The 23,845-nt window shown below is 56.4% G+C and carries 16 protein-coding genes; 4 read left to right on the top strand and 12 right to left on the bottom strand.

The annotated features are described in order from the left end of the window. Window positions 1–279: 279 nt before the first annotated feature. The 10 genes from der to HV157_RS20670 all read right to left on the bottom strand — a co-directional run bounded on the left by der (window position 280) and on the right by HV157_RS20670 (window position 16,710). Entirely contained in the window at window positions 280–1,752 is a 1,473-nt protein-coding gene (gene der, locus HV157_RS20715; RefSeq protein WP_020883033.1) for a ribosome biogenesis GTPase Der, read from the bottom strand. Between the two features lie 112 nt (window positions 1,753–1,864). Next, window positions 1,865–3,043: an outer membrane protein assembly factor BamB gene (gene bamB / locus HV157_RS20710; protein ID WP_014171163.1), complete on the bottom strand. Its 1,179-nt coding sequence runs from the start codon at window positions 3,041–3,043 to the stop codon at window positions 1,865–1,867. Between the two features lie 10 nt (window positions 3,044–3,053). Further along, window positions 3,054–3,674, bottom strand: coding sequence for a YfgM family protein (locus HV157_RS20705; protein ID WP_182268894.1), 621 nt, complete (start codon window positions 3,672–3,674; stop codon window positions 3,054–3,056). Between the two features lie 13 nt (window positions 3,675–3,687). Continuing rightward, window positions 3,688–4,962, bottom strand: coding sequence for a histidine--tRNA ligase (gene hisS / locus HV157_RS20700; RefSeq protein WP_182268893.1), 1,275 nt, complete (start codon window positions 4,960–4,962; stop codon window positions 3,688–3,690). A gap of 81 nt (window positions 4,963–5,043) precedes the next feature. Beyond that, window positions 5,044–6,162, bottom strand: a complete 1,119-nt coding sequence (gene ispG, locus HV157_RS20695; protein ID WP_014171166.1) for a flavodoxin-dependent (E)-4-hydroxy-3-methylbut-2-enyl-diphosphate synthase — start codon at window positions 6,160–6,162, stop codon at window positions 5,044–5,046. 26 nt (window positions 6,163–6,188) lie between these two features. After that, window positions 6,189–7,205 carry a cytoskeleton protein RodZ gene (gene rodZ, locus HV157_RS20690; RefSeq protein ID WP_138278305.1) on the bottom strand — a complete coding sequence of 339 codons (1,017 nt, stop codon included), beginning with the start codon at window positions 7,203–7,205 and terminating at the stop codon, window positions 6,189–6,191. Between the two features lie 293 nt (window positions 7,206–7,498). Next, complete coding sequence (locus HV157_RS20685) at window positions 7,499–8,665, bottom strand: bifunctional tRNA (adenosine(37)-C2)-methyltransferase TrmG/ribosomal RNA large subunit methyltransferase RlmN (RefSeq protein WP_014171168.1); 1,167 nt, start codon at window positions 8,663–8,665, stop codon at window positions 7,499–7,501. Window positions 8,666–8,834: 169 nt separating this feature from the next. Next, window positions 8,835–9,266, bottom strand: coding sequence for a nucleoside-diphosphate kinase (gene ndk / locus HV157_RS20680; protein ID WP_003860625.1), 432 nt, complete (start codon window positions 9,264–9,266; stop codon window positions 8,835–8,837). A gap of 156 nt (window positions 9,267–9,422) precedes the next feature. Next, window positions 9,423–11,747: a peptidoglycan glycosyltransferase PbpC gene (gene pbpC, locus HV157_RS20675; protein WP_182268892.1), complete on the bottom strand. Its 2,325-nt coding sequence runs from the start codon at window positions 11,745–11,747 to the stop codon at window positions 9,423–9,425. Between the two features lies 1 nt (window position 11,748). Next, a complete protein-coding gene (locus tag HV157_RS20670) occupies window positions 11,749–16,710 on the bottom strand; it encodes an alpha-2-macroglobulin (protein WP_182268891.1) in 4,962 nt (1,653 codons plus the stop codon). A gap of 285 nt (window positions 16,711–16,995) precedes the next feature. Here HV157_RS20670 and HV157_RS20665 point away from each other — a divergent pair, with 285 nt between their 5' ends. The 4 genes from HV157_RS20665 (at window position 16,996) to HV157_RS20650 (ending at window position 21,629) form a co-directional block, all read left to right on the top strand. Next, window positions 16,996–18,540 carry a PTS transporter subunit EIIC gene (locus HV157_RS20665; protein WP_047743081.1) on the top strand — a complete coding sequence of 515 codons (1,545 nt, stop codon included), beginning with the start codon at window positions 16,996–16,998 and terminating at the stop codon, window positions 18,538–18,540. A gap of 12 nt (window positions 18,541–18,552) precedes the next feature. Further along, window positions 18,553–19,920 carry a 6-phospho-alpha-glucosidase gene (locus tag HV157_RS20660; protein ID WP_014171173.1) on the top strand — a complete coding sequence of 456 codons (1,368 nt, stop codon included), beginning with the start codon at window positions 18,553–18,555 and terminating at the stop codon, window positions 19,918–19,920. 90 nt (window positions 19,921–20,010) lie between these two features. Beyond that, a complete protein-coding gene (sseA, locus tag HV157_RS20655) occupies window positions 20,011–20,859 on the top strand; it encodes a 3-mercaptopyruvate sulfurtransferase (protein WP_025203463.1) in 849 nt (282 codons plus the stop codon). Next, entirely contained in the window at window positions 20,859–21,629 is a 771-nt protein-coding gene (locus tag HV157_RS20650) for a MurR/RpiR family transcriptional regulator (RefSeq protein WP_020883026.1), read from the top strand. The genes sseA and HV157_RS20650 overlap by 1 nt, the downstream gene beginning before the upstream one ends. A gap of 17 nt (window positions 21,630–21,646) precedes the next feature. Here the strand turns inward: HV157_RS20650 and sseB are convergent, their stop codons facing one another. Then, window positions 21,647–22,423, bottom strand: coding sequence for an enhanced serine sensitivity protein SseB (gene sseB / locus HV157_RS20645; RefSeq protein ID WP_020883025.1), 777 nt, complete (start codon window positions 22,421–22,423; stop codon window positions 21,647–21,649). Between the two features lie 96 nt (window positions 22,424–22,519). Further along, window positions 22,520–23,806 (bottom strand): aminopeptidase PepB, encoded by a 1,287-nt coding sequence (pepB, locus tag HV157_RS20640; RefSeq protein WP_182268890.1) that lies wholly within the window; start codon window positions 23,804–23,806, stop codon window positions 22,520–22,522. Between the last annotated feature and the right edge of the window lie 39 nt (window positions 23,807–23,845).

Raw genomic sequence — 23,845 nt, 5'->3', positions numbered from 1 at the left:
GTCGTGCTTGTAAACACCAGCATGTACGCCGGCCAGTTACGTATCTGACCGATTTTTTACATGCGGCGAAAAGTTAGTTAACCATTTGATAACCAGTCGCTAGTTTTGTCTAGTACCGGACCCTGGACTTTAAGATGAAAATTCGATGATTGTCTACTTTCTTAGATTTAAACTTGGTTAAAAGTGAATAGTGATTGACATCACACAGAGTGGACTGGCGGTATGAGCGGGCGAAAAAAAGCCCGCGATTAACGCGGGCTTCAGAAAGAACGGCAAAGCTTATTTGCTTTTCTTAATGTGCTTAATCAAACGCTTACGCTTACGCATCTGGTTTGGCGTCAGGGTATTGCGCTTGTTGGCGAACGGGTTCTCCCCTTCCTTGAACTGGATGCGGATTGGCGTGCCCATTACGTCCAGTGATTTACGGAAGTAGTTCATCAGATAGCGCTTGTAGGAATCCGGCAGGTCTTTAACCTGGTTGCCGTGAATCACCACGATTGGTGGGTTATAACCACCGGCGTGAGCATATTTCAGCTTCACGCGACGACCACGCACCAGCGGCGGCTGATGGTCTTCTGCTGCCATGTTCATGATACGGGTCAGCATGGCGGTGCTCTGACGACGGGTGGAGCTGTCGTACGCTTCACGCACGGACTCAAACAGATTACCTACACCGCTGCCGTGTAACGCAGAGATAAAGTGCACACGAGCAAAGTCGATAAAGCCCAGACGGAAGTCGAGCGTCTCTTTCACCTGCTCTCTCACCTCATTACTCAGGCCATCCCATTTGTTGACCACGATAACGAGTGAGCGCCCACTATTCAGAATGAAGCCGAGCAGAGAAAGGTCCTGATCGGAGATACCTTCACGCGCATCGATGACCAGCATGACCACGTTGGCATCTTCAATCGCCTGCAGGGTTTTGATAACGGAGAATTTTTCCACCACATCGGTGATTTTCCCGCGCTTACGTACGCCTGCGGTATCAATGAGCACATACTCACGCTCATCGCGCTGCATCGGGATATAAATACTGTCGCGGGTGGTGCCCGGCATGTCGTAAACGACCACACGCTCTTCGCCGAGGATACGGTTAGTAAGTGTAGACTTACCTACGTTTGGACGGCCCACGATAGCCAGTTTGATCGGCAGATCCTGCGGGTTGAAGTCGTCTTCAGGCTCTTCCTCGCCCGCTTCGCCGTCTTCGAACTGCGCCCAATATTCGGCATCTTCATCGATCTCTTCCGGCGGGTTAACTTCATCAACCCACGGCAGCAGAACGGTTTCCAGCAGGCTGGTCACGCCACGGCCATGAGATGCCGCGATCGGGTAGATTTCGCCCAGACCTAAGGACCAGAAATCCGCAACCGCCTGGTCTGCATCAATACCGTCAGTTTTGTTCGCCACCAGGAAAGTGGGTTTTTCACGCGAGCGCAGATGTTTCGCAATAGCGGAGTCCGCCGGCATCAGGCCTGCGCGAGCGTCCACCATAAACAGAACCACGTCAGCTTCTTCAATCGCCAGCAGCGACTGTTCCGCCATACGGGTTTCAACACCATCTTCTGTCCCGTCAATACCACCGGTATCAATACAGATGAACTCGCGTCCTTCTACTTCTGCACGACCGTACTTACGGTCACGCGTCAGCCCCGGGAAATCCGCAACCAGCGCATCACGGGTGCGTGTTAAACGGTTAAAAAGAGTGGATTTTCCAACGTTAGGGCGCCCGACAAGCGCGACCACAGGTACCATGTTTGAAGCCTCATAAAATTCAAATAAACGTCGCATTTGCGGCGTTTTTAAAAATGTCAAAACGGCTCCTGAGTGAACAGGAGCCGTTTAGTATACTACAACCGCTGGGTAATTAACGCGTGATCGCGTACAGCGTGCCGTCTTTTGCCTGAATCAGCAGTTTGCCGTCAGCCACGACCGGTTCCGTCAGGAAACCTGAGCTGTCGACTTTTTGCTGAGCAACAAAACGACCGTTGTCCGGGTCAATCCAGTGCATATACCCTTCGCTATCACCCACCACCAGGCTACCGTTATACAGTGCTGGTGCGGTCAGCAGACGGTGCAGCAGATCGCTTTGCGTCCACAGCGTAACACCACCTTCGGTGCTGAGCGCCAGCAGACGGTCGTTCTGATCGACCATATAGATACGGTTGCCATCAACCACGAAATCATTTACCGAGCCCAGTTCACGTTTCCACATGACCTGGCCGCTGCGCAGATCCAGCGCGGTCAGGTTACCGTTATAGGCCAGTGCGTAAACCACACCGTCTACGATAACCGGGGTCGTGTCGACATCGCTCAGACGATCGATTTCCGTTGAGCCTGTCGCCTGGGAAATACGCTGCTGCCAGATCATCTGGCCTTGCTGCATCAGTACCGCGCTTACACGACCGTTGTCACCGCCAACAATGGCAGCACCAAAGGCGGTAGCCGGCGCAGATTCACCGCGCAGGGACAAGGAAGGCATATCCAGGTTCACGGTCCATTTCACCAGACCATCGGCTTCGTTCAGCGCCTGCAGCTGGCCGTTGCTGGTGTGGATCAGTACCATGCCGTCGCTCACGACCGGACGAGACAGAGACTCACCGGCCACGGAGGTTTGCCATGCAACAGAACCATCGCTGGTGTTGAGAGCATAGACCTGGGCTTTTTCGCTACCCACGTACACATGCCCACCGGCAACGGTCAGACCGCCAGAAAGCAGTGCCGGTTTACGAGAGAACCAGCCGTCTTTTTCCGCCAGGTTAACCGACCACACTTCTTTCCCGTCATCGGCATTAACCGCCTTCACGGTACCTTTGCGGTCAGCCGCATAGATAACGCTGTCGGCAAAAGCCGGGTGCAGGTTGGAATAAAAATCACCAATACCATCGCCCACGGAGGTGCTCCACGCGGTGGACGGGGTAAACTGGTTTTCAACAGTCGGCAGTGGGGACATTTTCACAACGTCTTCTTCGCCACTGAACAGTGAACAGCCACTCAATAACGTAACAGAAAGCAGTCCTGGCAGAAGTAATTTACGCAATTGCATCGGGTCCCTCTCAGACGGACAAATTATTTATTTTCATCTGCATCATTTCGCTCAGCGCAGGTGAAGCTTTGCTCTCTACGCCAGCTTGCCACGCTTTACGCGCGCCCGCTTTGTCACCTTTGCTCAGCAGTGCTTCACCGCGCAGATCGGCAACAATGGCAGCAAAACCTTCGCCTTTGATGGTATCGAGCGTTTTCAGCGCATCGTCAGCTTTTTTCTGCTGAACCTGAATACGAGCCAGGCGCAGATTGATTACCGCTTTCAGATTTTCATCACTGGCGGCGGTTAGCCCTTGTGACAGCAGGCTAGCGGCTTTATCCAGTTCGTTCTTATCAACGTACTGCTGCGCCACTTCCAGTGCGGCCAGCGCACCGTAGGTGTTTTTGTTGTCAGCGGCAAATTTCTCTGCCGCCGTCAGCGTTTGCGGCTGATCGGCACGGATTGCGCTAACGGTATTTTCATACGACAGCGACGCGTCACGCGCGGAGTCCGCCTGATGACTGTTCCAGTAACGCCAGCCTACCAGCGCACCGACACCTAAAATAACCCCAACAACCAGCGCCTTGTCGTTTTCGACAAAGAAGCGTTTAATCGCGTCGACCTGATCGTGTTCGTTCTCGTAAATTTCCACGCAGTCCTTCTCCTTAGCCCAATAGAGTGCGCAAGTGCGCCGCAACGCCGTCCTGCGTTACCGTTGTCTGCTCACCAGAGCGCAGGTCTTTCACAACCACTTCGCCGTTAGCCACTTCGGACTCGCCCAGCACCAGTGCAATACTTGCGCCCCATTTATCGGCACGAGCAAACTGTTTTTTGAAGTTGCCGCCGCCATGGTTGGTCATCAGCTTCACGTCCGGCAGTGCATCACGCACACGTTCCGCAAGCTGCATTGCCGCAGGCTGCGTTTCCGCGCCTGAGGCTACCAGGTATATATCGACAACGGAATCTGCTTTAAATTCCGGATTAACTGCCTGAACCAGCAAAACAAGTCGCTCAAGACCCATGGCGAAGCCAACGCCAGGGGCTGGACGACCACCAAGCTGCTCAACCAGACCGTCATAACGACCGCCGGCACACACGGTGCCCTGGGAACCGAGGCTGGATGTCACCCACTCGAACACGGTGCGGTTGTAGTAGTCCAGACCGCGCACCAGACGCTGGTTCACGGTATAAGCAATGCCCGCGGCTTCCAGCAGTTTGCACAGACCCGCAAAGTGCTCACGTGACGCTTCGTCCAGGTAGTCGCCCAATGCAGGTGCATCGTTCAACAGCGCCTGTACGTCAGGGTTTTTGGAATCAAGCACGCGCAGTGGGTTGCTGTACATACGACGTTTGCAGTCTTCGTCCAGCTTCTCTTTGTGCTGCTCCAGGAACGCAACCAGTGCGTCACGGTAGTTCGCGCGTGCTTCCAGAGAACCGATGGAGTTCAGTTCCAGTGAGACATGCTCAGCAATGCCGAGCGCACGCCACCAGCGGGCAGTCAACATAATCAGTTCGGCGTCAATGTCCGGGCCCTGCAGGCCAAAGACTTCCACACCCAGCTGGTTGAACTGGCGATAACGACCTTTCTGTGGACGTTCGTGGCGGAACATCGGGCCGATATACCACAGGCGCTGCTCCTGATTGTACAGGAGACCATGTTCGATGCCGGCGCGTACGCAGCCCGCCGTACCTTCCGGACGCAGTGTCAGGCTGTCGCCGTTGCGGTCCTCAAAGGTGTACATCTCTTTTTCAACCACGTCGGTCACTTCGCCGATCGCGCGTTTGAATAACGGGGTCTGCTCTACAATCGGCAAACGGATTTCGCTGTAACCGTAGCTGCCGAGCACCTGTTTGAGTGTGCCTTCAATGCGCTGCCAGATGGCGGTTTCGCAAGGCAGATAATCGTTCATGCCGCGGATGGCTTGAATGTTTTTTGCCACGTTTATTCTCTTTCTATATACAAAAAAGAACCCAAAGAATGGGTTCAATCATACATGGGAAGCGCCACGCTTCCCATCACGTTATTTTTCAACCTGCTGAATGCTGATGCGCTGCGCTTCATCCATCATTGTTGCTTTGGCACGGATGCGGGCTTCAAGCTGGTCGATCATGTCACTATTATCCAGACGATCTTTACGCACGCCATCTTCATAGAGACCACTTTTCTTGTTACCGCCGGTGACGCCGAGCGTTGACACCAGGGCTTCACCCGGACCGTTCACCACGCACCCGATGATGGAGACGTCCATCGGGGTGATGATATCTTCCAGACGTTGCTCAAGCGCATTCACCGTGCCAATCACGTCAAACTCCTGACGTGAACAGGTTGGGCAGGCAATGAAGTTGATCCCACGTGCGCGGATACGCAGTGATTTGAGGATATCGAAACCGACTTTGATCTCTTCTACCGGATCGGCCGCCAGCGAAACGCGCAGGGTGTCACCGATCCCTTCCGAGAGCAGCAGTCCCAGACCGATCGCCGATTTAACGGAACCGCTACGAAGGCCACCGGCTTCCGTAATCCCGAGGTGCAAAGGCTGATCGATCTGTTTTGCCAGCAGGCGATAAGACTCTACTGCCAGGAACACATCTGAGGCTTTTACGCTGACTTTGAACTGATCGAAGTTCAGACGATCAAGATGATCAACGTGACGCATCGCGGATTCAAGCAGCGCCTGCGGCGTTGGCTCACCGTATTTTTCCTGCAGATCTTTTTCCAGGGAACCGGCGTTGACGCCGATACGGATAGGAATATTTTTATCGCGGGCGCAATCCACCACCATGCGGATACGCTCTTCGTTACCGATGTTGCCCGGGTTAATACGCAGGCAGTCGACGCCATATTCAGCAACTTTCAGCGCAATGCGGTAATCGAAGTGGATATCAGCAACCAGCGGAACGCTGACCTGCTGTTTGATCAGTTTGAACGCCTCAGCGGCATCCATTGTCGGCACGGAGACGCGAACAATGTCCGCGCCTACACGCTCTAACGCTTTGATCTGATTGACCGTCGCTTCCACGTCTGTGGTGCGCGTGTTGGTCATCGACTGGACGGCGATAGGAGCCCCATCGCCGATTGGCACATTACCAACGTAAATCCGTTTCGATTTTCTACGTTGAATCGGAGCCTGGTTATGCATGAAAAATCTCCCGCGTTGCCCGTCTGTTACTGTGCTGCTGATTGTTCGGCATTAACGGTAAGACGCGCAACCTGGTTAGTTCTGATAAAGCGGCTCAGGTCGACAGGTTTTCCTTGATACTGGATCTGTACTGCTGCCGGAGCGCCGATTTTAAGTTTATACGGTGCCTGGCCGGTTAGGTTTAACGTGCCATCTTTACGCTGCAGACCGCTGAACAGTTTTTTACCTGTTGCATCGGTCACTTCCAGCCAGCAGTCAGCAGAGAAGTTCATCACCAGCGCATTTGGGTCCGCCGCCGGCGCAGCCGTTCCGGCCGGGTTGGTTGGCAGTGACGCAGCACCGTTGTCCGCAGGCTGAGTGGCCGCTGGCGCGTTGGTCGCGGTATCCACGTTTGCCTGAGAAGGGGCAACCACCGCGTTTGGATCCTGAGCCTGAGGCGCAGGGGTATTAGCCGTTGCGGCGGGTGCCTGCCCGGCATCGGTTGCAGGCGCATCGGTCGCGGCAGTCTGCGGCTCGCTGGAGGTGGCAGCACCGTCGGTATTCAGCGGCACGCTCTGAGCGTTGTCATTTCCGGACTGATTGAGCTCGGCGGAGGATTGATCGGCCATGGTGGTGATCTCTTCCTGCTGCGCCTTGTGGTTTTGCCACCACCATGCGCCCGTCAGGCCGATCACCACAAACAGCACCAGCCAGGTAAAGCTCATCAGCCAGCCATCACGTTTTTTACGACGTTTTCCCAGGGAGAAGGTCTGCATCGGCGCAACTTTTGCTGCGCGGACCGGTGCCTGCTTCTCCATCATTGGCAGTAATTCTTCTTCAGGGATATGCACCAGTTTTGCATAAGAGCGGATGTAACCACGCAGAAATGTTGAAGCCAGATCGGCCGGAGCCTTATCTTCTTCAATATCGCGAACCGTGGAAACCTTCAGACATAAGCGTTCTGCAACGGCTTGCTGGCTGAGTCCGAGTTGTTCACGGGCGTTGCGAAGACGAACGCCAGTGGAGAGTGCTTCATGTTGGTCGTGAGTGGCTTCAGTATTCATTCGCTACAACTACTGGTACGTGAAAAAAAAGGGTTCAGGTGCCGGTAAGTCACAATGCCACCCGCACCGCGAAAGTTCTGATCAGTTAACCTTGAACAGACAGTATAAGACTGTCAGCCCGGAGATGACAGCACAGCCCTGCCCGTCAGGATAAACTGTTGTTACGTCGTTACATACTGCCCGAAAGTCGGATGAAACGCACCGTAATTATTGATCAGTCATCACGAATCTGACTGATTATTCAGTAAGATTATGCTTCACGGCGCAAATAATGCGCCGTGAGTGCATAAGAATCAAACAGCTTTGACCGCAATCGTCTCGCCCTGCATGCGTTTACGCAGGGTACGTTTGGTACGGTCAATCACATCACCTGCCAGCTGTCCGCATGCAGCATCGATATCATCACCACGGGTTTTACGCACGATAGTGGTGAAACCATACTCCATCAGCACCTTGGAGAAACGGTCGATACGGCTGTTCGAGCTACGGCCATAAGGCGCGCCCGGGAACGGGTTCCATGGAATCAGGTTGATTTTGCACGGCGTATCTTTCAACAGTTCAGCCAGCTGATGCGCATGCTCGGTACCGTCGTTTACGTGATCGAGCATGACATACTCGATCGTCACGCGGCCCTGGTTCGCGTTGGATTTCTCCAGGTAGCGACGCACGGCGGCGAGGAAAGTTTCGATATTGTACTTTTTGTTGATGGGTACAATTTCGTCACGGATTTCGTCGTTCGGTGCATGCAGGGAGATCGCCAGCGCAACGTCAATCATGTCGCCCAGCTTGTCCAGTGCAGGCACTACGCCTGACGTCGACAGCGTTACGCGACGCTTGGACAGACCGAAGCCGAAGTCATCCAGCATGATTTCCATCGCCGGAACGACGTTGGTCAGGTTCAGCAGTGGCTCGCCCATGCCCATCATCACTACGTTGGTGATTGGACGGGTCCCGGTCACTTTCGCCGCACCGACGATTTTCGCCGCACGCCACACCTGGCCGATAATTTCAGACACGCGCAGGTTACGGTTGAATCCCTGCTGAGCGGTTGAGCAGAACTTGCACTCCAGCGCACAGCCCACCTGAGAGGAGACGCACAGCGTGGCGCGGTCTTCTTCCGGGATGTAGACGGTTTCAACGCGCTGATCGCCAACGGCAATCGCCCATTTGATGGTGCCATCGGCAGAGCGCTGCTCCTCCACCACTTCTGGTGCACGGATTTCAGCCACTTCTTTGAGCTTATTGCGCAGCACTTTGTTGATGTCAGTCATGTCATCAAAGTTGTCGCTGCAATAGTGGTACATCCATTTCATGACCTGATCGGCACGAAACGGCTTCTCGCCCATCTCTTTAAAGAACTCGCGCATCTGCTGACGGTTCAGATCCAGCAGGTTAATTTTTCCATTTTTATTTGGAACCGCAGGAATGGCGACTTCGGAGGTATTCACTAATTCAGACATAATTTTTTCCGGCCTCGTTGTTACACGTTATGGCCCATGGAGGGTTGAAAAGAAACGCCCCGGAAAGCAGTCTGCTCGTCCGGGGCGTTGCATTGTACAAAGTCTGGCGCAGGGATGCCACGTCTGCACGCGGCATTTACGAAAATAATGTGTAAACGAAACCGTTAAATTAACGGGTACGTGGACACACTTCGCCTTCAGCGAAGAAGAACGCGATTTCACGAGCGGCAGATTCAACAGAATCGGAACCGTGGGTGCCGTTCTCGGTGAAGCTGTCTGCATAGTCAGCGCGCAGGGTACCAGCCAGTGCGTTATCCGGGTTGGTCGCACCCAGCAGGTCACGGTGACGCTGTACTGCGTTTTCGCCTTCCAGTACGGATACAACGATCGGGCCAGAAGTCATGAACTCAACCAGGCCGTCGAAGAATGGACGACCTTCGTGCTCAGCGTAGAAACCGCGAGCCTGCTCAACGGTCAGGTGCAGCATTTTGGTGCCAACGATTTTGAACCCTGCTGATTCAAAGCGAGCAAAGATGCTGCCAATAACGTTTTTTGCCACCGCGTTCGGTTTGATGATGGAAAAAGTACGTTCAATAGCCATGATAACCTCTGTAAATGTTCTGTTGTTTTTCATACCTGAGTATGGTGTGGCGCGGATTATAATGAGCAATAGCGCCATTGCCTATGGATTCAGGTAACATTTTTTTAAAATGAGACGAAGATTAGCAACAGCTCACAGCAGAAGAGACGTTTAACGCTACTGCAGCGTGAAATTCACCGTTGCCACCTGCCCCGCTTCATCCATCACCAGCACCTGATAATCGCCTGATTTATCAAGCTGCAAGGTGTAAACCCGGCTCTTCACCGCCAGCGGTTCGCCATTCAAAAACCACCAGCGTTCACCGCTATTGCCGGTAGCCTGTAGCGGTAACGAGACGCGGGATTCCCCCGGCAGGCGCTTGATAACCGCGCCTTCACGCACACCAGTCAACATCAGCGGTGCAGGTGAGTCCTGCGACAAGGGCGGACAGGTAGCCGATGGCGAAGGGATCCGTGCTGAGCGCCGCTCGGCTGCAGGCAGCCAGGGTTCCAGCGGCAGCGGCCAGACATCCAGAACTTTCTCGATCGCATCCGGGCAGTCTGCCGCCACGCGTTTGCCCTCTTTATCCAGCCAGACCGGGAAATGGATCCCGCGAATACCTTCCTGTTCCGGTAGGAGCAATGTCGGCGGCTCGCTGCCGTCCAGCAGCCAGGTCGCCAGGCGACGACGGCAATTTTCGCTCCCTTCCGGCAGCGACTGGCCGCCCGGCCAACAGATGACGCCGCGTCCCACACCGTCAGGGCGCGGGTCGCGTGGCAGACGCGCCTGATCGAGCGTTGAACCAGACTGCAGTACATTATTCACCTGGTTAAGCAGAGGTACCGCGCTCGCAAACCCAAACTGACCCGCCACAGGCGTGCCGTCCGGTCGTCCGGTCCAGATCCCAATAACGTAACGGGCATTCAGCCCTACCGCCCATGCGTCACGGTAGCCATAGCTGGTTCCCGTTTTCCATGCCAGAGGTACCACCTGCGGCAGCGCATTGTCCGGCAGCGGCTGCGCCTCATTGGCCAGAATACGGCGAATGATCCACGCCGCCCCCTGGGATAACAACGGCCGCTCTGACAAGGGATCGCCTGGCTGTAAGCGCAGCCGGCCCGCTTTACCGTGTCGGGCGAACGCGCTATAGGCCGCGGTGATATCGGCCAACCGCGCCCCTGCCCCGCCCAGGATCAGCGATAAATTCGGCTGTGCGCCAGCAGGTAAAATCAGCGGCAAACCTGCATTACTCAACATCGCAGCAAAACGTTTTGGTCCGTATGCCTCGAGCACCTGCACGGCGGGCAGATTAAGGGAACGTACCAGCGCTTCACTCATACTCACCGGCCCATGGAATCCACTGTCGAAATTACCCGGGCGATAATCCCCCGTTTTTCTTGGAACATCCTGGAGCAGCGATGCCGGGTGGATCAAACCGTCGTCCAGTGCCATACCGTAGATAAAGGGCTTGAGCACCGATCCCGGCGATCGGATCGCATTCACCATATCCACATGGCTAAACCGGGTGTCATCGTTAATGTCGACCGATCCCACCCAGCCACGCACTTTCATATCCGTGTGATCGACGACGATCATTGCCAGCGAACTGCGTGCCGGCAGGCGGGATTTCCAGTTCATCGCCAGTTCTTCAAGCTGCCGCTGCAAGGACGCATCCAGGGTAGTCACAATTTTAGTATCGCGACTTTTGCTGAGCATCATGCGCGAAAAGAGCGGTGCCAGCTGCGGCATTTGCCGGGGCGCCAGCCATACCGCTTCTTCACGGGACTCCTTAACCTGGCTTGCCGACCAGACGCCCTGCGTCACCATCCGATCGAGCACTTTGTTGCGTGCCGCTTCTGCACGTTCCGGCCAGCGGTCAGGACGCAACCGGCTTGGCGCCTGCGGCAATACGGCGAGCAGCGCCGCTTCGGAATAGCTGAGTTGCGAAGGCGGTTTGCCGAGATAGGTCCAGCTTGCCGCACCAATCCCCTGCAGCGTACCGCCAAACGGGGCGCGGTTAAGATAAAGCGTGAGGATGTCGCGCTTAGAGAGGTGCCACTCAAGCTGCATGGCTCGCCAGAGCTGACGAATTTTGCCACCAAAAGTGCGCGGATGCGGATCCAGCAGGCGCGCCACCTGCATAGTGAGCGTGCTGCCGCCTGAGACAACCCTCCCGGAGGTAAGATCCTGCCAGGCGGCGCGCAGCACAGAGAACGGATTCACGCCTGGATGGTCCCAGAACCAGCGATCTTCATACTGGATCAAGGCTTCAAGATAGCGGGGAGAAACCTCTTCGAGAGTGACCGGATAGCGCCAGATCCCTTCGCTGTCGGCAAAACGCCAAAGCGGTGTGCCTTTTTCGTCCACCACCACCCGTGCGGGGTTGACCTCTTTCAGAGGCAACGGCCACAGGCGATCAGCGGCCAGGATCAGCCCCCATAAAACGAGAAGCGCTCCCGCCAGCCACAGCCAGCGGGAGCGTATCAGACGTACAAGCCGCATATTACGGTACAACAATCAGCGGGCCACTGGCCGCACCTGTTGCCCGCCACTGCGGAACATACATAGACTCCACCATCGGGACCGGCACCTCATAGGTTCCCGGCGTCACGGCGCGCGCCAGATAAACCAGCGTGACCGGCTGCCCTTCGTTAACCGGCACCGCCGCCACAAAGCGATCGTCGCGGAATTCCATATGCTGAATATCCGCCTGCTGCATCTGACTGAGCAGGTTCTGCACTTCGCTGCCGCTGTCCTGCAGGCTGGCGCTGCTGCTCGCCAGGTTCTGGTTTTCCAGTTCCAGTCCCGCCGGGAGGAGATCGACAACCAGCGCATCCGGCACGTTCTGGCTGGCCTTCACTTCAAGCCATACCAGCACCAGCTCGCCGCTCTTCAGTGACGTGAGCGACTTTGTGCTGCCGTCGGTTGCCAGAATATGGCGCTCAATCTGCAGCACGTTAGACGATGGCTGAGGTGCAGATGCCGGATAACCGGTGCTATCAAGTCGTACCCACAGCGGTGTGCTACCGGTATTGGTCACCTGCAGCGCGCCAAGCTGGTCGCCGTTCACGTTCTGTACCAGGGCTTTATCACCGCCTGATGCGGTATCCGCCAGAGACGTTTGCGCCTGCCATGCACCGGACAAAGTTTGCAGCGAGCGTCCGGCCAGGAACAGGGCGTTACTCTCCTGGGTCGAGAGCCAGCGCTGGCTGAAAGCTTGTTCCGACAAGGCGTTCAGCAGCGTATTTTGCGCATCCGGCAGAAGCTTGTACTCCTCAAGCAGAGAGAGCATCAGCGCATTATCACGAAGCGCACTGCCATAATCGGCCATCCAGTTTTTGCTGTCGTTACGCGGCGTTTTGATGGCCAGACCCAGCGCCTGCTGGCTGCGCGGTGCGTCACCCATCAATTTAAGCGCCATCCCCAGCTGCATCAGCGGCAGCCCGGAAGCGGCCTGTCCGTGACGTTCCCAGATTTCACGCAACGCACCAAGCGGGGCTTTTTGCTGACGAGCCAGCACCAGCGCGGCATAGGCCTGCACCGCAAATTTACTGGCCTGGGTATCATCGCTATAGCGGATGGACATCATGCCCGGGTCCTGCAGGTAACGCAGCAAGCGGCTGTTGGCGTTGTTAACCGCCTCAGCAGGCACGCTGTAGCCCTGCTCGCCTGCGCGAACCAGGAAGTCAGTGACATAGGCGGTGAGCCAGTACTCCTCCGGACCGTTTTTATCCCAAAGCGCGAAACCTCCGTCATCACGCTGCATCTGCAGCAGACGGGAGATCCCGATATCAATGGCCGCACGGCGCTTGTCATCCGTATCCCCTTTGATGCCAAGCGCGGTCAACTGCGCCGCGTTGGTGTAGAGCGACGGGAACAGACCACTGGTGGTTTGCTCCAGACAGCCATACGGATATGCCTGCAGCTCACGAATATAGCGCGCCAGATTCAGAGGCGGTTTCCCGCTCAGCAGCAATTGTCCCTGTAGCGTGGCAGGAGAGAAGCCATTAAGGTGCTGCGCCGGTGCACTCCACGACTCACCGGGATTCAGCATGGCACCGGTGTTAACGGTCTGCGCCGGGAATGCCGGACGAACGCCGATTTTCCAGCTCTTCTGTTGTGCAGCGAAAGTCTCGCCCGGCAGCTTCAGGCCGGTCACCTGAGCGGTCACTTCACCATCACCGTAGCCATCCAGCGCACGTACCGGTATAAACAGGGTGCTGCGCGCGCCCGGCGGTAACTTCACGGGCTGCGGCTGTGCGCCCTCAAGCGACAGCTTGCCGGTAGCGGTAAAAGCAACGTTCAGCGTTTGCGGCTGGTCCGTCAGGTTGGTCACATCCAGCGTCAGGCGTGAGGTATCGCCACTTGCCAGGAAGCGCGGCGTGTTCAGTTCGGTAATGATTGGGGCGGCGACAATCACTTTACCTTCGCTGCTGCCGAAATCATCTTCCGTCCAGGCCTGCGCCATCAGACGCAGCTCGCCATTGAAGTCTCCAATGGGCAGCGTCACGGTCCCTTCACCGTTAGCATCGAGCTCGATCGGCTGCGCCTGCTGGGCAATGATAGTCACGTGGTTCACCGGTGGTTTACCGCCGCGCTTAAGCTCATCGCCGTCACCACCAAAGCGCAGTGCAGCCATGCGGCCCTGCCCTTCAATGACCTGACCATAAATATCGTAGATATCCGCGCCGTAGCGCTTCTGACCGAAGAACGCTTCCCACGGATCCGGGGTAACGTAATCGGTGATGTTCAACACGCCGCTGTCCACTGCCGAGATCAGCACATTCACTTTCTGCGGAACGGCGCCTTCTTTGACGCTGGCCTTCACCTTCACGGACAGCGTCTGGTTTGGCCGCATTTTCTGCGGATTTTCCAGCGCGACATTCAGGCGGCGATTCTCATCGCCCATCGGCAGATGCAGTAACCCGACGGCACGTTTCGGCGTCGCTGATTTGGATTTATCGCCAGGGCGTACCACCAGCGTGCTGAGATAGAGATCGTGACGTTTCCAGGCCTTATCCACCGGGATTGAGAGATCGAGTCCGTTGGCCGGTACGTCGATCTCTTTCCACCACAGCGGCCCTTCGCTGGACTCGATCATCGCATAGCCTTTACCCGCCGCCGGAGCAGCGATATGCAGCTGGATGGTATCTCCCGGCTGATAGGAAGGCTTGTCCAGTTTCATGGTCACACGGTCAGGGCGAGCGGCACCGGTGCCGTCGCTATTATCCTGCCAGCTGTAGCCGGCCCAGAAGCGCACGCTGCTGACCATATCGTCCGGCGCTTTGACCTCCAGACGGTACGAGCCCCACTCCACCGGGAAGGTCACTTTACCGGTTTCATCGGCCTTGAGGGTCAGCTCCTGCTCGCCCTCCACCAGGTCTTTCTGATCAAACTGTGACTGCCAGCCATCGCTCTCTGACCAGTTCCAGTAGTAGTCACGGCGCTCACGGATCAGGCGAACCTGTAACCCGGAAACCGCCTTTTTTGCCCCGCTGGCATCGGCATAGACGATATCAAAGCTGGCATTGCCGTTTTCATCCACGATCGGCTGGTTGACGGTGGTGTCAGTGCGGTAGTCATAAACGGCCTTACTGGCAAACTGAGGACGGATACCCGGCAGCTCGGCCGCCGGCCAGATGGCCTGCTCAGCACGGCGCGTCACCGGGCGACCGCCCGATTCCAGAAGGCTGGCCTGCAGGATCAGCTGCAGCGGTGAATGCGCCTCTTTCCACTGGCTTTCTGTCGAGACCTGTCCGCGCCCCTGTTCATCAAGGGTTAGCTGAACTTCATCCAGGCTGCGGCTCAGGTTCTCTTCGGCGATATCACCGAACTGGAAGCCCGGCAGTGCAGCGACGGCTTCGCGCAGCGGTCGCAGGAAAAGCTGGCCTTGCAGGGAATTTCCGTTGGCAGGTGCGCCATACAGGTAATAACCCGCAATGTTAAAGTCGACGTTATCCTCGGTGGAAACCGGCGCTTTTTGTCCCGTCAGATTAAGCGCCATACGCTCCGGCATAAAATCTTCAACGTGGAAATCCCACAGGCGCTGTTGGTTATCACCGGTATTGGCGCGGATATGCCACATACCGGTCTGCGCCCCGCCGTCCAGGGAATAATTGAAGCGATAGAGGCCGTTCTCAGGCTGGACGACAACCGTGCGTGCCACCTGTCCGTCCGGGCGCAGTACGTCGAGTTTAACCGGCTGGGCAGGAAGCGGTTTACCGTCGCTGTCACGCAGCAAACCATTGAGGATCACCGTTTCGCCAGGGCGATAGAGATCGCGCGGGCCAAACATAAAGAATTGCTTGCTGTAGCCTGGGCTACCTGCGATATCAAACTCCGCCAGATCGAGGGCCGGAAGCTTGAGGTCAAGCAGCGTGGTCTGTCCGTCTTTGCTGGCCAGAATCAGCGCGGCTTCTTTGTCAGTCTCAAGCTTTGCGTGGCCGTCAGCATCGCTGTTCGCTTCGGCAAGCGTCTGCCCTTTATCATTCAACAGGGTGACGGTAACGCCGGATTGCGCCGCGCCATCTTCCAGGCTCTGGGTGAAAATATCCAGACGGTTATGATAACTGTGAGCGGACAACCCAATATCACTTAAGGTAAAGAGCGTCGCGGCATTGCTGTAGTTATAGTGCCCGGCCTGATTCATGACCGCAATGTACACGCCTGACTGCTGGAGCGGCTTAATATCCCGCAGCGGCAACAGCAGTTTTTCACGGGTGTTGCGTGCCGGATTGAGGTCAAACCGGCCGGTATACACCAGGTCCGCCATTTTGAGCAGATTATCGGACTCCCAGTTGGTCAGGGAGTTACGGTACTCCCACTGGCTGACAAAGGAGGCCAGGGATTCAGGCTTCACGCGGTAGAAATTCACGTCAACATTGTTGACGTTGAGCGCCATTACCGGCAGACCTTCCACCACCTTGCCCGGCAGCAGCGAGCCACGGCTGGCAAAACCGACCGTCGGTTCAACATCCCGGGTGGTCAGGGCTTTTTCGTAATCGATACCAAATGTCGCTTTGTTCAGCGCCTGCAAATCACGTTCAACGGTGACAACCAGATTGCGGTTGGGCTCCAGATGGCGCAGGCGTAGCTCTTTCAGGTTAGGTGCGAGTTCCCACGCCCCGTCAACCTTGCCGCTTTTTTTATCCACCACATGCACTGTTTTGGCGAAATCCTGATCGGGATTGAGCGGAACAGAGAAGGTCAGCACCAGCGTGGCCGCGCCATCAAGCTGCACCTCTGAGGTATCCAGCAGGGTGAGCGCTTTGCCCTGACTCTGTGCCGCCAGCGTTGCCAGCTTTTCAGCGTCCGGCTTTTCCGGTGCTTTCGGTGCTTTCGGTGTCGTTGCTGTGGATGCTGCGGGAGCCGCAACCTGAGAGTTATCGTCGCTGTTATCACAGCCGACAAGCGAAAATGTGGTAAGCAGCGCGAGAGAAATCGCGGCTAAGCGAAACGGTGTCATCCTTTGTCCCTGGCCCATGGAGCCTGTTGGTCGTCTTCCGGATAAGTATTATCCGCAAGTTTCATTAATACAAAAAGTCTAATTTTAGAATCTGGAAAGCACCTCGCAGAGCGACGACGCCTTTACTCAGGCACTGCTATGCCGATCACAGTCGCAAACGTCACATGTTACCTTTTACGTCATTTGTTTTTAAAACAAGAAGATAGCTGGATTACCTCGCCTTTAGCCTGCTAGCTTTAAGCTCAAGACGCACCCCGAGTGCGCGGTTCACTAAGAGAGACAGTCATGAAACGAGCCGTGAACGCCCTACAAAATTTCGGAAAATCGTTGTACGGACCGGTACTTATCTTACCGATCGTCGGTCTGTTTATCGCATTCGGTAACGTCCTGGGGAACGGTAACCTCGCAGAGTATGTGCCGTTTCTCGGCCATCCGCTGATTCAGCATGTTGGTCAGCTTATCGCGAAATCGGCCGTGTCAGTACTGGTTAACCTGGCGCTGGTGTTTGCCGTCGGGATACCGATTGGCCTGGCCACGCGTGATAAAGGCTATGCGGCCCTGATCGGCCTGGTGACCTTTGTTGTTTTCATTAACGCGATGAACGTTACGCTGCAGCTCCAGGGCGAACTGGCCCCCGCTGACCAGATGAAAGCCGCCGGGCAAAGTATGGTGCTGGGCGTGCAGGTGCTGGAGATGGGCGTTTTCGCCGGGATCCTGACCGGGGCGCTGTCCGGATACTTGTACAACAAATACTCCGGCGTACAGTTTAACGGCGCGATGGCCATCTATTCCGGCCACTGTTTCGTCGCCATCGTCATGCTTCCTGTCTCAATGCTGCTCGGCGTCGTGATGAGCGAACTGTGGCCATTTGCCCAGCATGGCATCAGCGCACTGGCGCTGGCGATCAAAGGTTCCGGGCCTTTTGGGGTGGCCATTTACGGCTTCCTGGAACGTATTCTGGTGCCGACCGGCCTGCATCATCTGGTCTATACCCCCTTCCTGTATACCGAACTTGGGGGGACGCAAGAGGTATGCGGCACGGTTTATCAGGGCGCACGCAATATCTATTTCGCCGAAATGGCTTGTCCGGAAGTGAAGCAGTTGAGCAGCACGGTAGTGTGGGACGCGCGCGGCATCAGCAAAATGTTTGGCCTGCCCGCGGCGGCGCTGGCGATGTACATGACCGCCAGGCCGGAGCGCAAAGCGGCAGCCAAAGCCATCCTGATCCCGGCAGCATTAACCTCTTTGCTGGTGGGCGTTACCGAGCCGATTGAGTTTTCGTTCCTGTTCGTCGCTCCGCTGTTGTTTGTGGTACATGCGGCGCTGACCGGCATCGGCATGATGCTTTTCTCCCTGTTCGGTGTTCATGCCATCGGCGCTAACGGAATTATCGATTTTATTCTTTATAACCTGCCGCTCGGCACGGAGAAGTCCAACTGGCCGATGTACATCGTGGTCGGGCTCATCATGTTCGCGCTCTATTTTGTGGTGTTCCGCTTCCTGATCCTGCGCTTCAACATGAAGACGCCGGGACGCGAGGATGACGATCAGGAGACGCGCCTGTACAGCAAACAGGAGTATCAGGCGAAGGGGAACAATGACGGGCTGGGTGAATCCATCGTGGTGGGACTGGGAGGTCGGGAAAACATTGAGGTAGTGGATAACTGCTACACCCGCTTACGCGTCACGGTGAAGGATGTCTCCATCATCGACGAGCCGCGCCTGAAAGCGACCGGCGCGAAAGGGATTATCAAACAAGGTAACAACGTTCAGGTGGTCTACGGGCTGCATGTCAAAAAAATGCGAGAAGCCGTTGAGACGTTTCTCTGAGAGGAGCTAAAGATGTTTACACCCCCTTTTATTCTGTCGATTGCCGGTGGCGGCAGCACCTATACGCCAGGTATCGTGAAAAGCCTGATGGTACGCCTGCAGGACTTCCCGCTGGCCGAGATTCGCCTCTACGATATCGACGAAGCACGCCAGAACACCATTGCACCGGTGGTGGAGAAGGTCATTCGCGACCATAGCCAGAGCATTACCTTCACCGTGACCACAGACCCGGAAGTCGCGTTCAGCGGGGCGCACTTTGTCTTCGCCCAGATGCGTGTCGGCCAGTACAGAATGCGTGAGCAGGATGAGAAGATCCCGCTGCGCCACGGCGTGGTGGGCCAGGAAACCTGCGGTCCTGGCGGGCTGGCATACGGCCTGCGCACGATCCTGCCGATGGTCGAGCTGATCGATCTGGTGGATCGCTACGCGCATGAAAAAGCCTGGATCGTGAACTATTCCAACCCGGCAGCGATCGTTGCGGAAGGGGTGCGCCGCCTGCGACCGGACGCCCGCGTGCTTAATATCTGCGATATGCCAGTGGCGGCGATGCGTAACATGGGGGCCATTTTGGGTGTGGACCGCCACAAGCTGGAGGTGGACTACTTTGGTCTGAACCACTTCGGCTGGTTTACCCGCGTGCGGGTAGACGGCGAGGACAAGCTGCCGGAACTGCGTCGGCATATCGCGAGGTTCGGCCTGCTGACGGAAGATGCGGCCAAAACCGATCCGCAGCACTCGGATCCGTCGTGGGTGAAAACCTGGCGCAACATCAAGCCCATCATGGATAACTTCCCGGAATATCTGCCAAACCCCTATCTGCAGTACTACCTGATGCCAAACCAGATTGTGGAGCATCAGAACCCGGACTATACCCGCGCGAACGAAGTGATGAACGGGCGTGAGAAAAAGCTGTTTGCCGCCGCAGAAGAGTATAAGCGTACCGGGATTTTACCGGATGCCTTCCACGTGGGCGTCCACGGCGAGTTTATTGTCGATGTCGCCTGCTCGCTGGCATTTAACCTGCGTCAGCGCCATCTGGTAATGGTGGAAAACCGCGGGGCGATAACCAATCTGCCGTACGACGCGGTGGTGGAAGTCCCGGCCTACATCACCTCTGAAGGGCCAGAGCCTATCCGCGTGGGTCGGGTCCCGCTGTTCCATCAGACGCTGCTACAGCAGCAGCTCGCCTCTGAACAGTTGCTGGTGGAAGCGACCATTGAAGGCAGCTACGAAAAAGCACTGCAGGCGTTCACCCTGAACCGCACCGTGCCCACCATGGAGCACGCAAAAGCGATTCTCGATGACATGATTGACGCCAACCGTGACTACTGGCCTGCGCTGCAAAAAGCCTGGCAGAACGGTGAAGCGGTGAAAAAATAGGGTCGTGCTCGCGAGTTGAACGTGGTTTGCTTGTCGGTGTCAGAAAAAACACCGACAATCCTTTTTTACGGAAAAGAATGGAGGCAACCCATGTCCACCTCATATTTTGTCGCCGCCGACTGGCTGATTGAGCACGGTGACGATCCGGAAGTACAGATTATTGACGCGCGTATGGCACCTGCCGGGCAGGAACATCTTCGCGATATGGTCGCAGAATACCGCGCAGGGCATTTGCCGGGCGCGGTATTTTTTGATATTGAAGCCCTGTCCGACCATAACTCCCCTCTCCCGCACATGCTGCCGCGCCCGGAAGCGTTCTCCGTGGCGATGCGCGAACTTGGCGTTAATCGTGACAAACACCTCGTGGTTTACGATGAAGGTAACCTCTTCTCCGCACCGCGCGCCTGGTGGATGCTGAAAAACTTTGGCGTGGAGAAAGTCTCAATTCTGGCAGGCGGCCTCGCGGGCTGGAAGCGTGATGAACTGCCATTGCAGCAAGGCGACGTGACGCTGCCGGAAGGCGAGTTCGACGCGACGTTTGACGCGCATCAGGTAAAACGTCTGACCGACGTGCTGGTGGTCAGCCATGAAAAAACGGCGCAAATTGTCGATGCCCGCCCTGCAGCGCGCTTTAACGCCCAGGCGGATGAACCGCGTCCGGGGCTGAAGCGCGGCCATATTCCCGGCGCGTTGAATGTGCCGTGGGGCGATCTGGTGTTTGAAGGTGAATTAAAAACGACCGATGAGCTGCGCGCCATTTTTGATCGTCAGGGCGTGGATTTGCATCGTCCCATTATTGCCAGTTGCGGGTCCGGCGTCACGGCCTGCGTGGTGATTCTGGCGCTCGCCACACTCGGTGTAAACGACGTGACGCTCTATGATGGCGCCTGGAGTGAATGGGGTGCACGAGACGATTTGCCCGTTGAACCGGCCAAATAATGGATAACCGTCTGGCCACGCTGTTAACGCGCGGGGCGTCACTGACCCGCGCGGAATATCGCGTGCTGGCCCACCTCACAGAGCATCCTCTGCTGGTGGGCAATATTACGGTGCGCGAACTGGCGCAGGCGACGTTCGTCTCAACCGCCACCATTATGCGTCTGTGTCAGAAATTAGGCTTCAGCGGTTTCAGCGAATTTATCTGGCACTGCAAACAGCTGTTAACCGAGACGCCGTATATCGCTGCGCAGGCACAACAGCGCCCCGAACTGCCGGCGCTTTTCAGTCAATTTATCGCGAACTATCAGCACACCTTTCAGTGGGTAACGCAGGAGAAGCGCGCGCAATTTTCGACGTTACTGCGCCAGAAAGAGAGTTTCTTTCTTTATGGCGCCGGCTTCTCTTATCTCTTCGCCGAGTACCTCACCAAGAAATTGCAGGTGCTGGGCAAAACGGCGTTTATTTCCGGGCCGGGGGATAGCCGGAACATTTTCCTCAGCAACGCTGCGCGGTATCAGGTGTTTATCGCCGTCTCACGCAGCGGTGAAACCGAACAGGTGCTGGATAAAGCGCGGATCGCGAAAAACGTGGGGATGACGGTCGTGGCTTTTACGCGCGCTTCGGCCAATACGCTGGCGGGAATGGCAGATTTACACTTTGCCTTATATGACGAGGCGGTACATTACGCCGCAGAAGCCGCTGGCGTGACGTCGTTTGAGTCGAATCTGGTCCTGCTGATGGATTTACTGCTGCTGGAAGCGACGGGGTGAAAAATCACCCCGCGTAATCAGATAATGCGGGTGGTTTTGAGATCGCGCAGGAATCCGCCCCAGCGACGCTCGTAAAACGGCGTGATGTGCTCGGTAATAAAGTGGCTGATGCCCTTCTCATCCTTCTTCACCTGACAGATATCGATCGGCTCATCACCCGGCAGCGTATCGGTGGCAACACTGCCCGCAGCCTGAATAATCTCCTCGATATCGCCGTCTGCTTCAATGCCAATCAGCAGTACCGGCTGTTCATCCGTGCTCTCTTTAACAGAGCAGAGGAACGCGCGCCTCACGGGTTTGAGGGTTTTGAACAGCGTGGTCAGCGAATCAATCATCTGCGCAGGGGGTTCGGCTACTTCAGACAACAGCAGCGTTTCGCCCCCTTCCAGCACTTCCTGCGTACTGAGCGGGTTGCCCTCCTCGCCAATCAGATGGTTGATTTCACGCGGGGTGAACTCTTTCCCGGTTGGCAGTTTGGCGTTGAGGAACAAGGTCTGGCCCAGCGTCATTTCGAACAGAGTGCGCACCGGCATCACCACGAACGCCTGCTCGTCTTCAACGGCCTGCTGCAGCGCTTCCAGCGAGGTGAAGAACGGGATCACCGACGTGCCGTCGTCTTTCTCCCAGTGGAGCAGGTCCAGCGCGCTGTCTTCAACAACCTGTTCGCCTTCCGCTGCGGTACCCGGAACCCAGACGGTGGACTCCAGCAACGTGCGGAAAAATGCCGGACGGTGGGCAGGTTCGGTCGCCGCCTGTTCCAGCAGAGTTTCTAATTCGTTTTTCGTTTCAGACATAGTTTGGCTACTTCAAGATAATGTCGGCTGGCGCAAGGCTAACAGGCCTACAAAACCGTAGGCCCGGACAAGCACAGCGCCGCCGGACAAAGACAATTACTCGGCAGTCAGCAGGTTCGCGATAGTACGCACGCCCAGTCCCGTTGCCCCTGCAGACCACTGCTCAACGGCCGCTTTACGGTAGGTTGCGGAGCAGTCGATGTGCAACCAGCCTTCGTGATAGTTCTCAACGAAGTGAGACAGGAAGCCGGCCGCCGTGCTCGCACCCGCCGGATAGGCTGCGCTCGCAGTGTTGTTCAGTTCGGCGAAGTTAGACGGCAGCTGGCTGCGGTGGAATTCGGCCAGCGGCAGACGCCAGAACGGTTCGTTCTCCGCGGCCGCGCTTGCCAGCAGACGGGCTGCCAGTTTGTCGTCAAAGCTGAACAGCGCATGGTAGTCGTTGCCCAGCGCGGTTTTCGCCGCACCGGTCAGGGTCGCCATGTCGATAATCAGCTCTGGCTTCTGCGCAGACGCGTCGATGAGACCATCAGCCAGCACCAGACGACCTTCCGCATCGGTGTTCATGACTTCCACGTTTTTACCGTTACGGTAGCGAATGATGTCGCCGAGCTTAAAGGCATTACCGCTCACCATGTTGTCCGCACAGCACAGGTAAAGCTTCACGCGCTTGTTCAGACCGCGCGTAATGGCAAACGCCAGCGCGCCGGTGATGGTTGCTGCACCGCCCATATCGGACTTCATGGAGTCCATGAACGCGCTCTGCTTCAGGCTGTAACCGCCGGTATCGAACGTGATGCCTTTCCCGACCAGGCAGGCAAATACCGGTGCTGCTTTATCACCGGTTGGGTTGTAATCCAGCGCCAGCAATACCGGAGGACGCTCGGAACCGCGACCCACGGTGTGGATCCCCATATAGTTCTGCTCGCGCAGGTCTTCACCTTTGGTGATGCGGTAAGACATTTTGTCGCCGGCCACGCCGCACAGCAGGTCAACGGCGCGCTGCGCAAGTTGTTCAGGACCCAGCTCTTCTGCCGGGGCGTTAATGGTATCGCGCACCCAGTCGATAATGGTCAGACGGCTTTCCAGCTCTTTCTGACCCGCTTCGTCGAACGTCGCCCACTCGATTTTACGGCTGCCTTTCGGTCCTTTGTAACCCGCCCAGAATGCCCAGCTGCGGTCGATATCCCAGCCTTCGCCATCCAGGGTGACATGTTTAATGCCCAGACCATCAATTTTGCGCGCCGCGCGCTGGATCAGACCCAAATCATCGTTGCCAGTCAGGTGCAGGGTAATACCGTCGTTGTTGATACTGTAGGTGGCTTTCTCGCCCCAGCGCGCGTCAGCAGGCTGATTCGAGATCGTAATCTTCATCGCTTCGGTCATTTTATTTATCCTTATTAGCAAACGGGCCGCCTGAAGGCA

Source organism: Enterobacter sp. RHBSTW-00318 (genome assembly GCF_014101375.1).
In the GTDB taxonomy this organism is placed as follows: domain Bacteria; phylum Pseudomonadota; class Gammaproteobacteria; order Enterobacterales; family Enterobacteriaceae; genus Enterobacter; species Enterobacter ludwigii.
The sequence above is the reverse complement of the archived record's forward strand: the minus strand, read 5'-3'. Positions and strand labels throughout refer to the sequence as shown.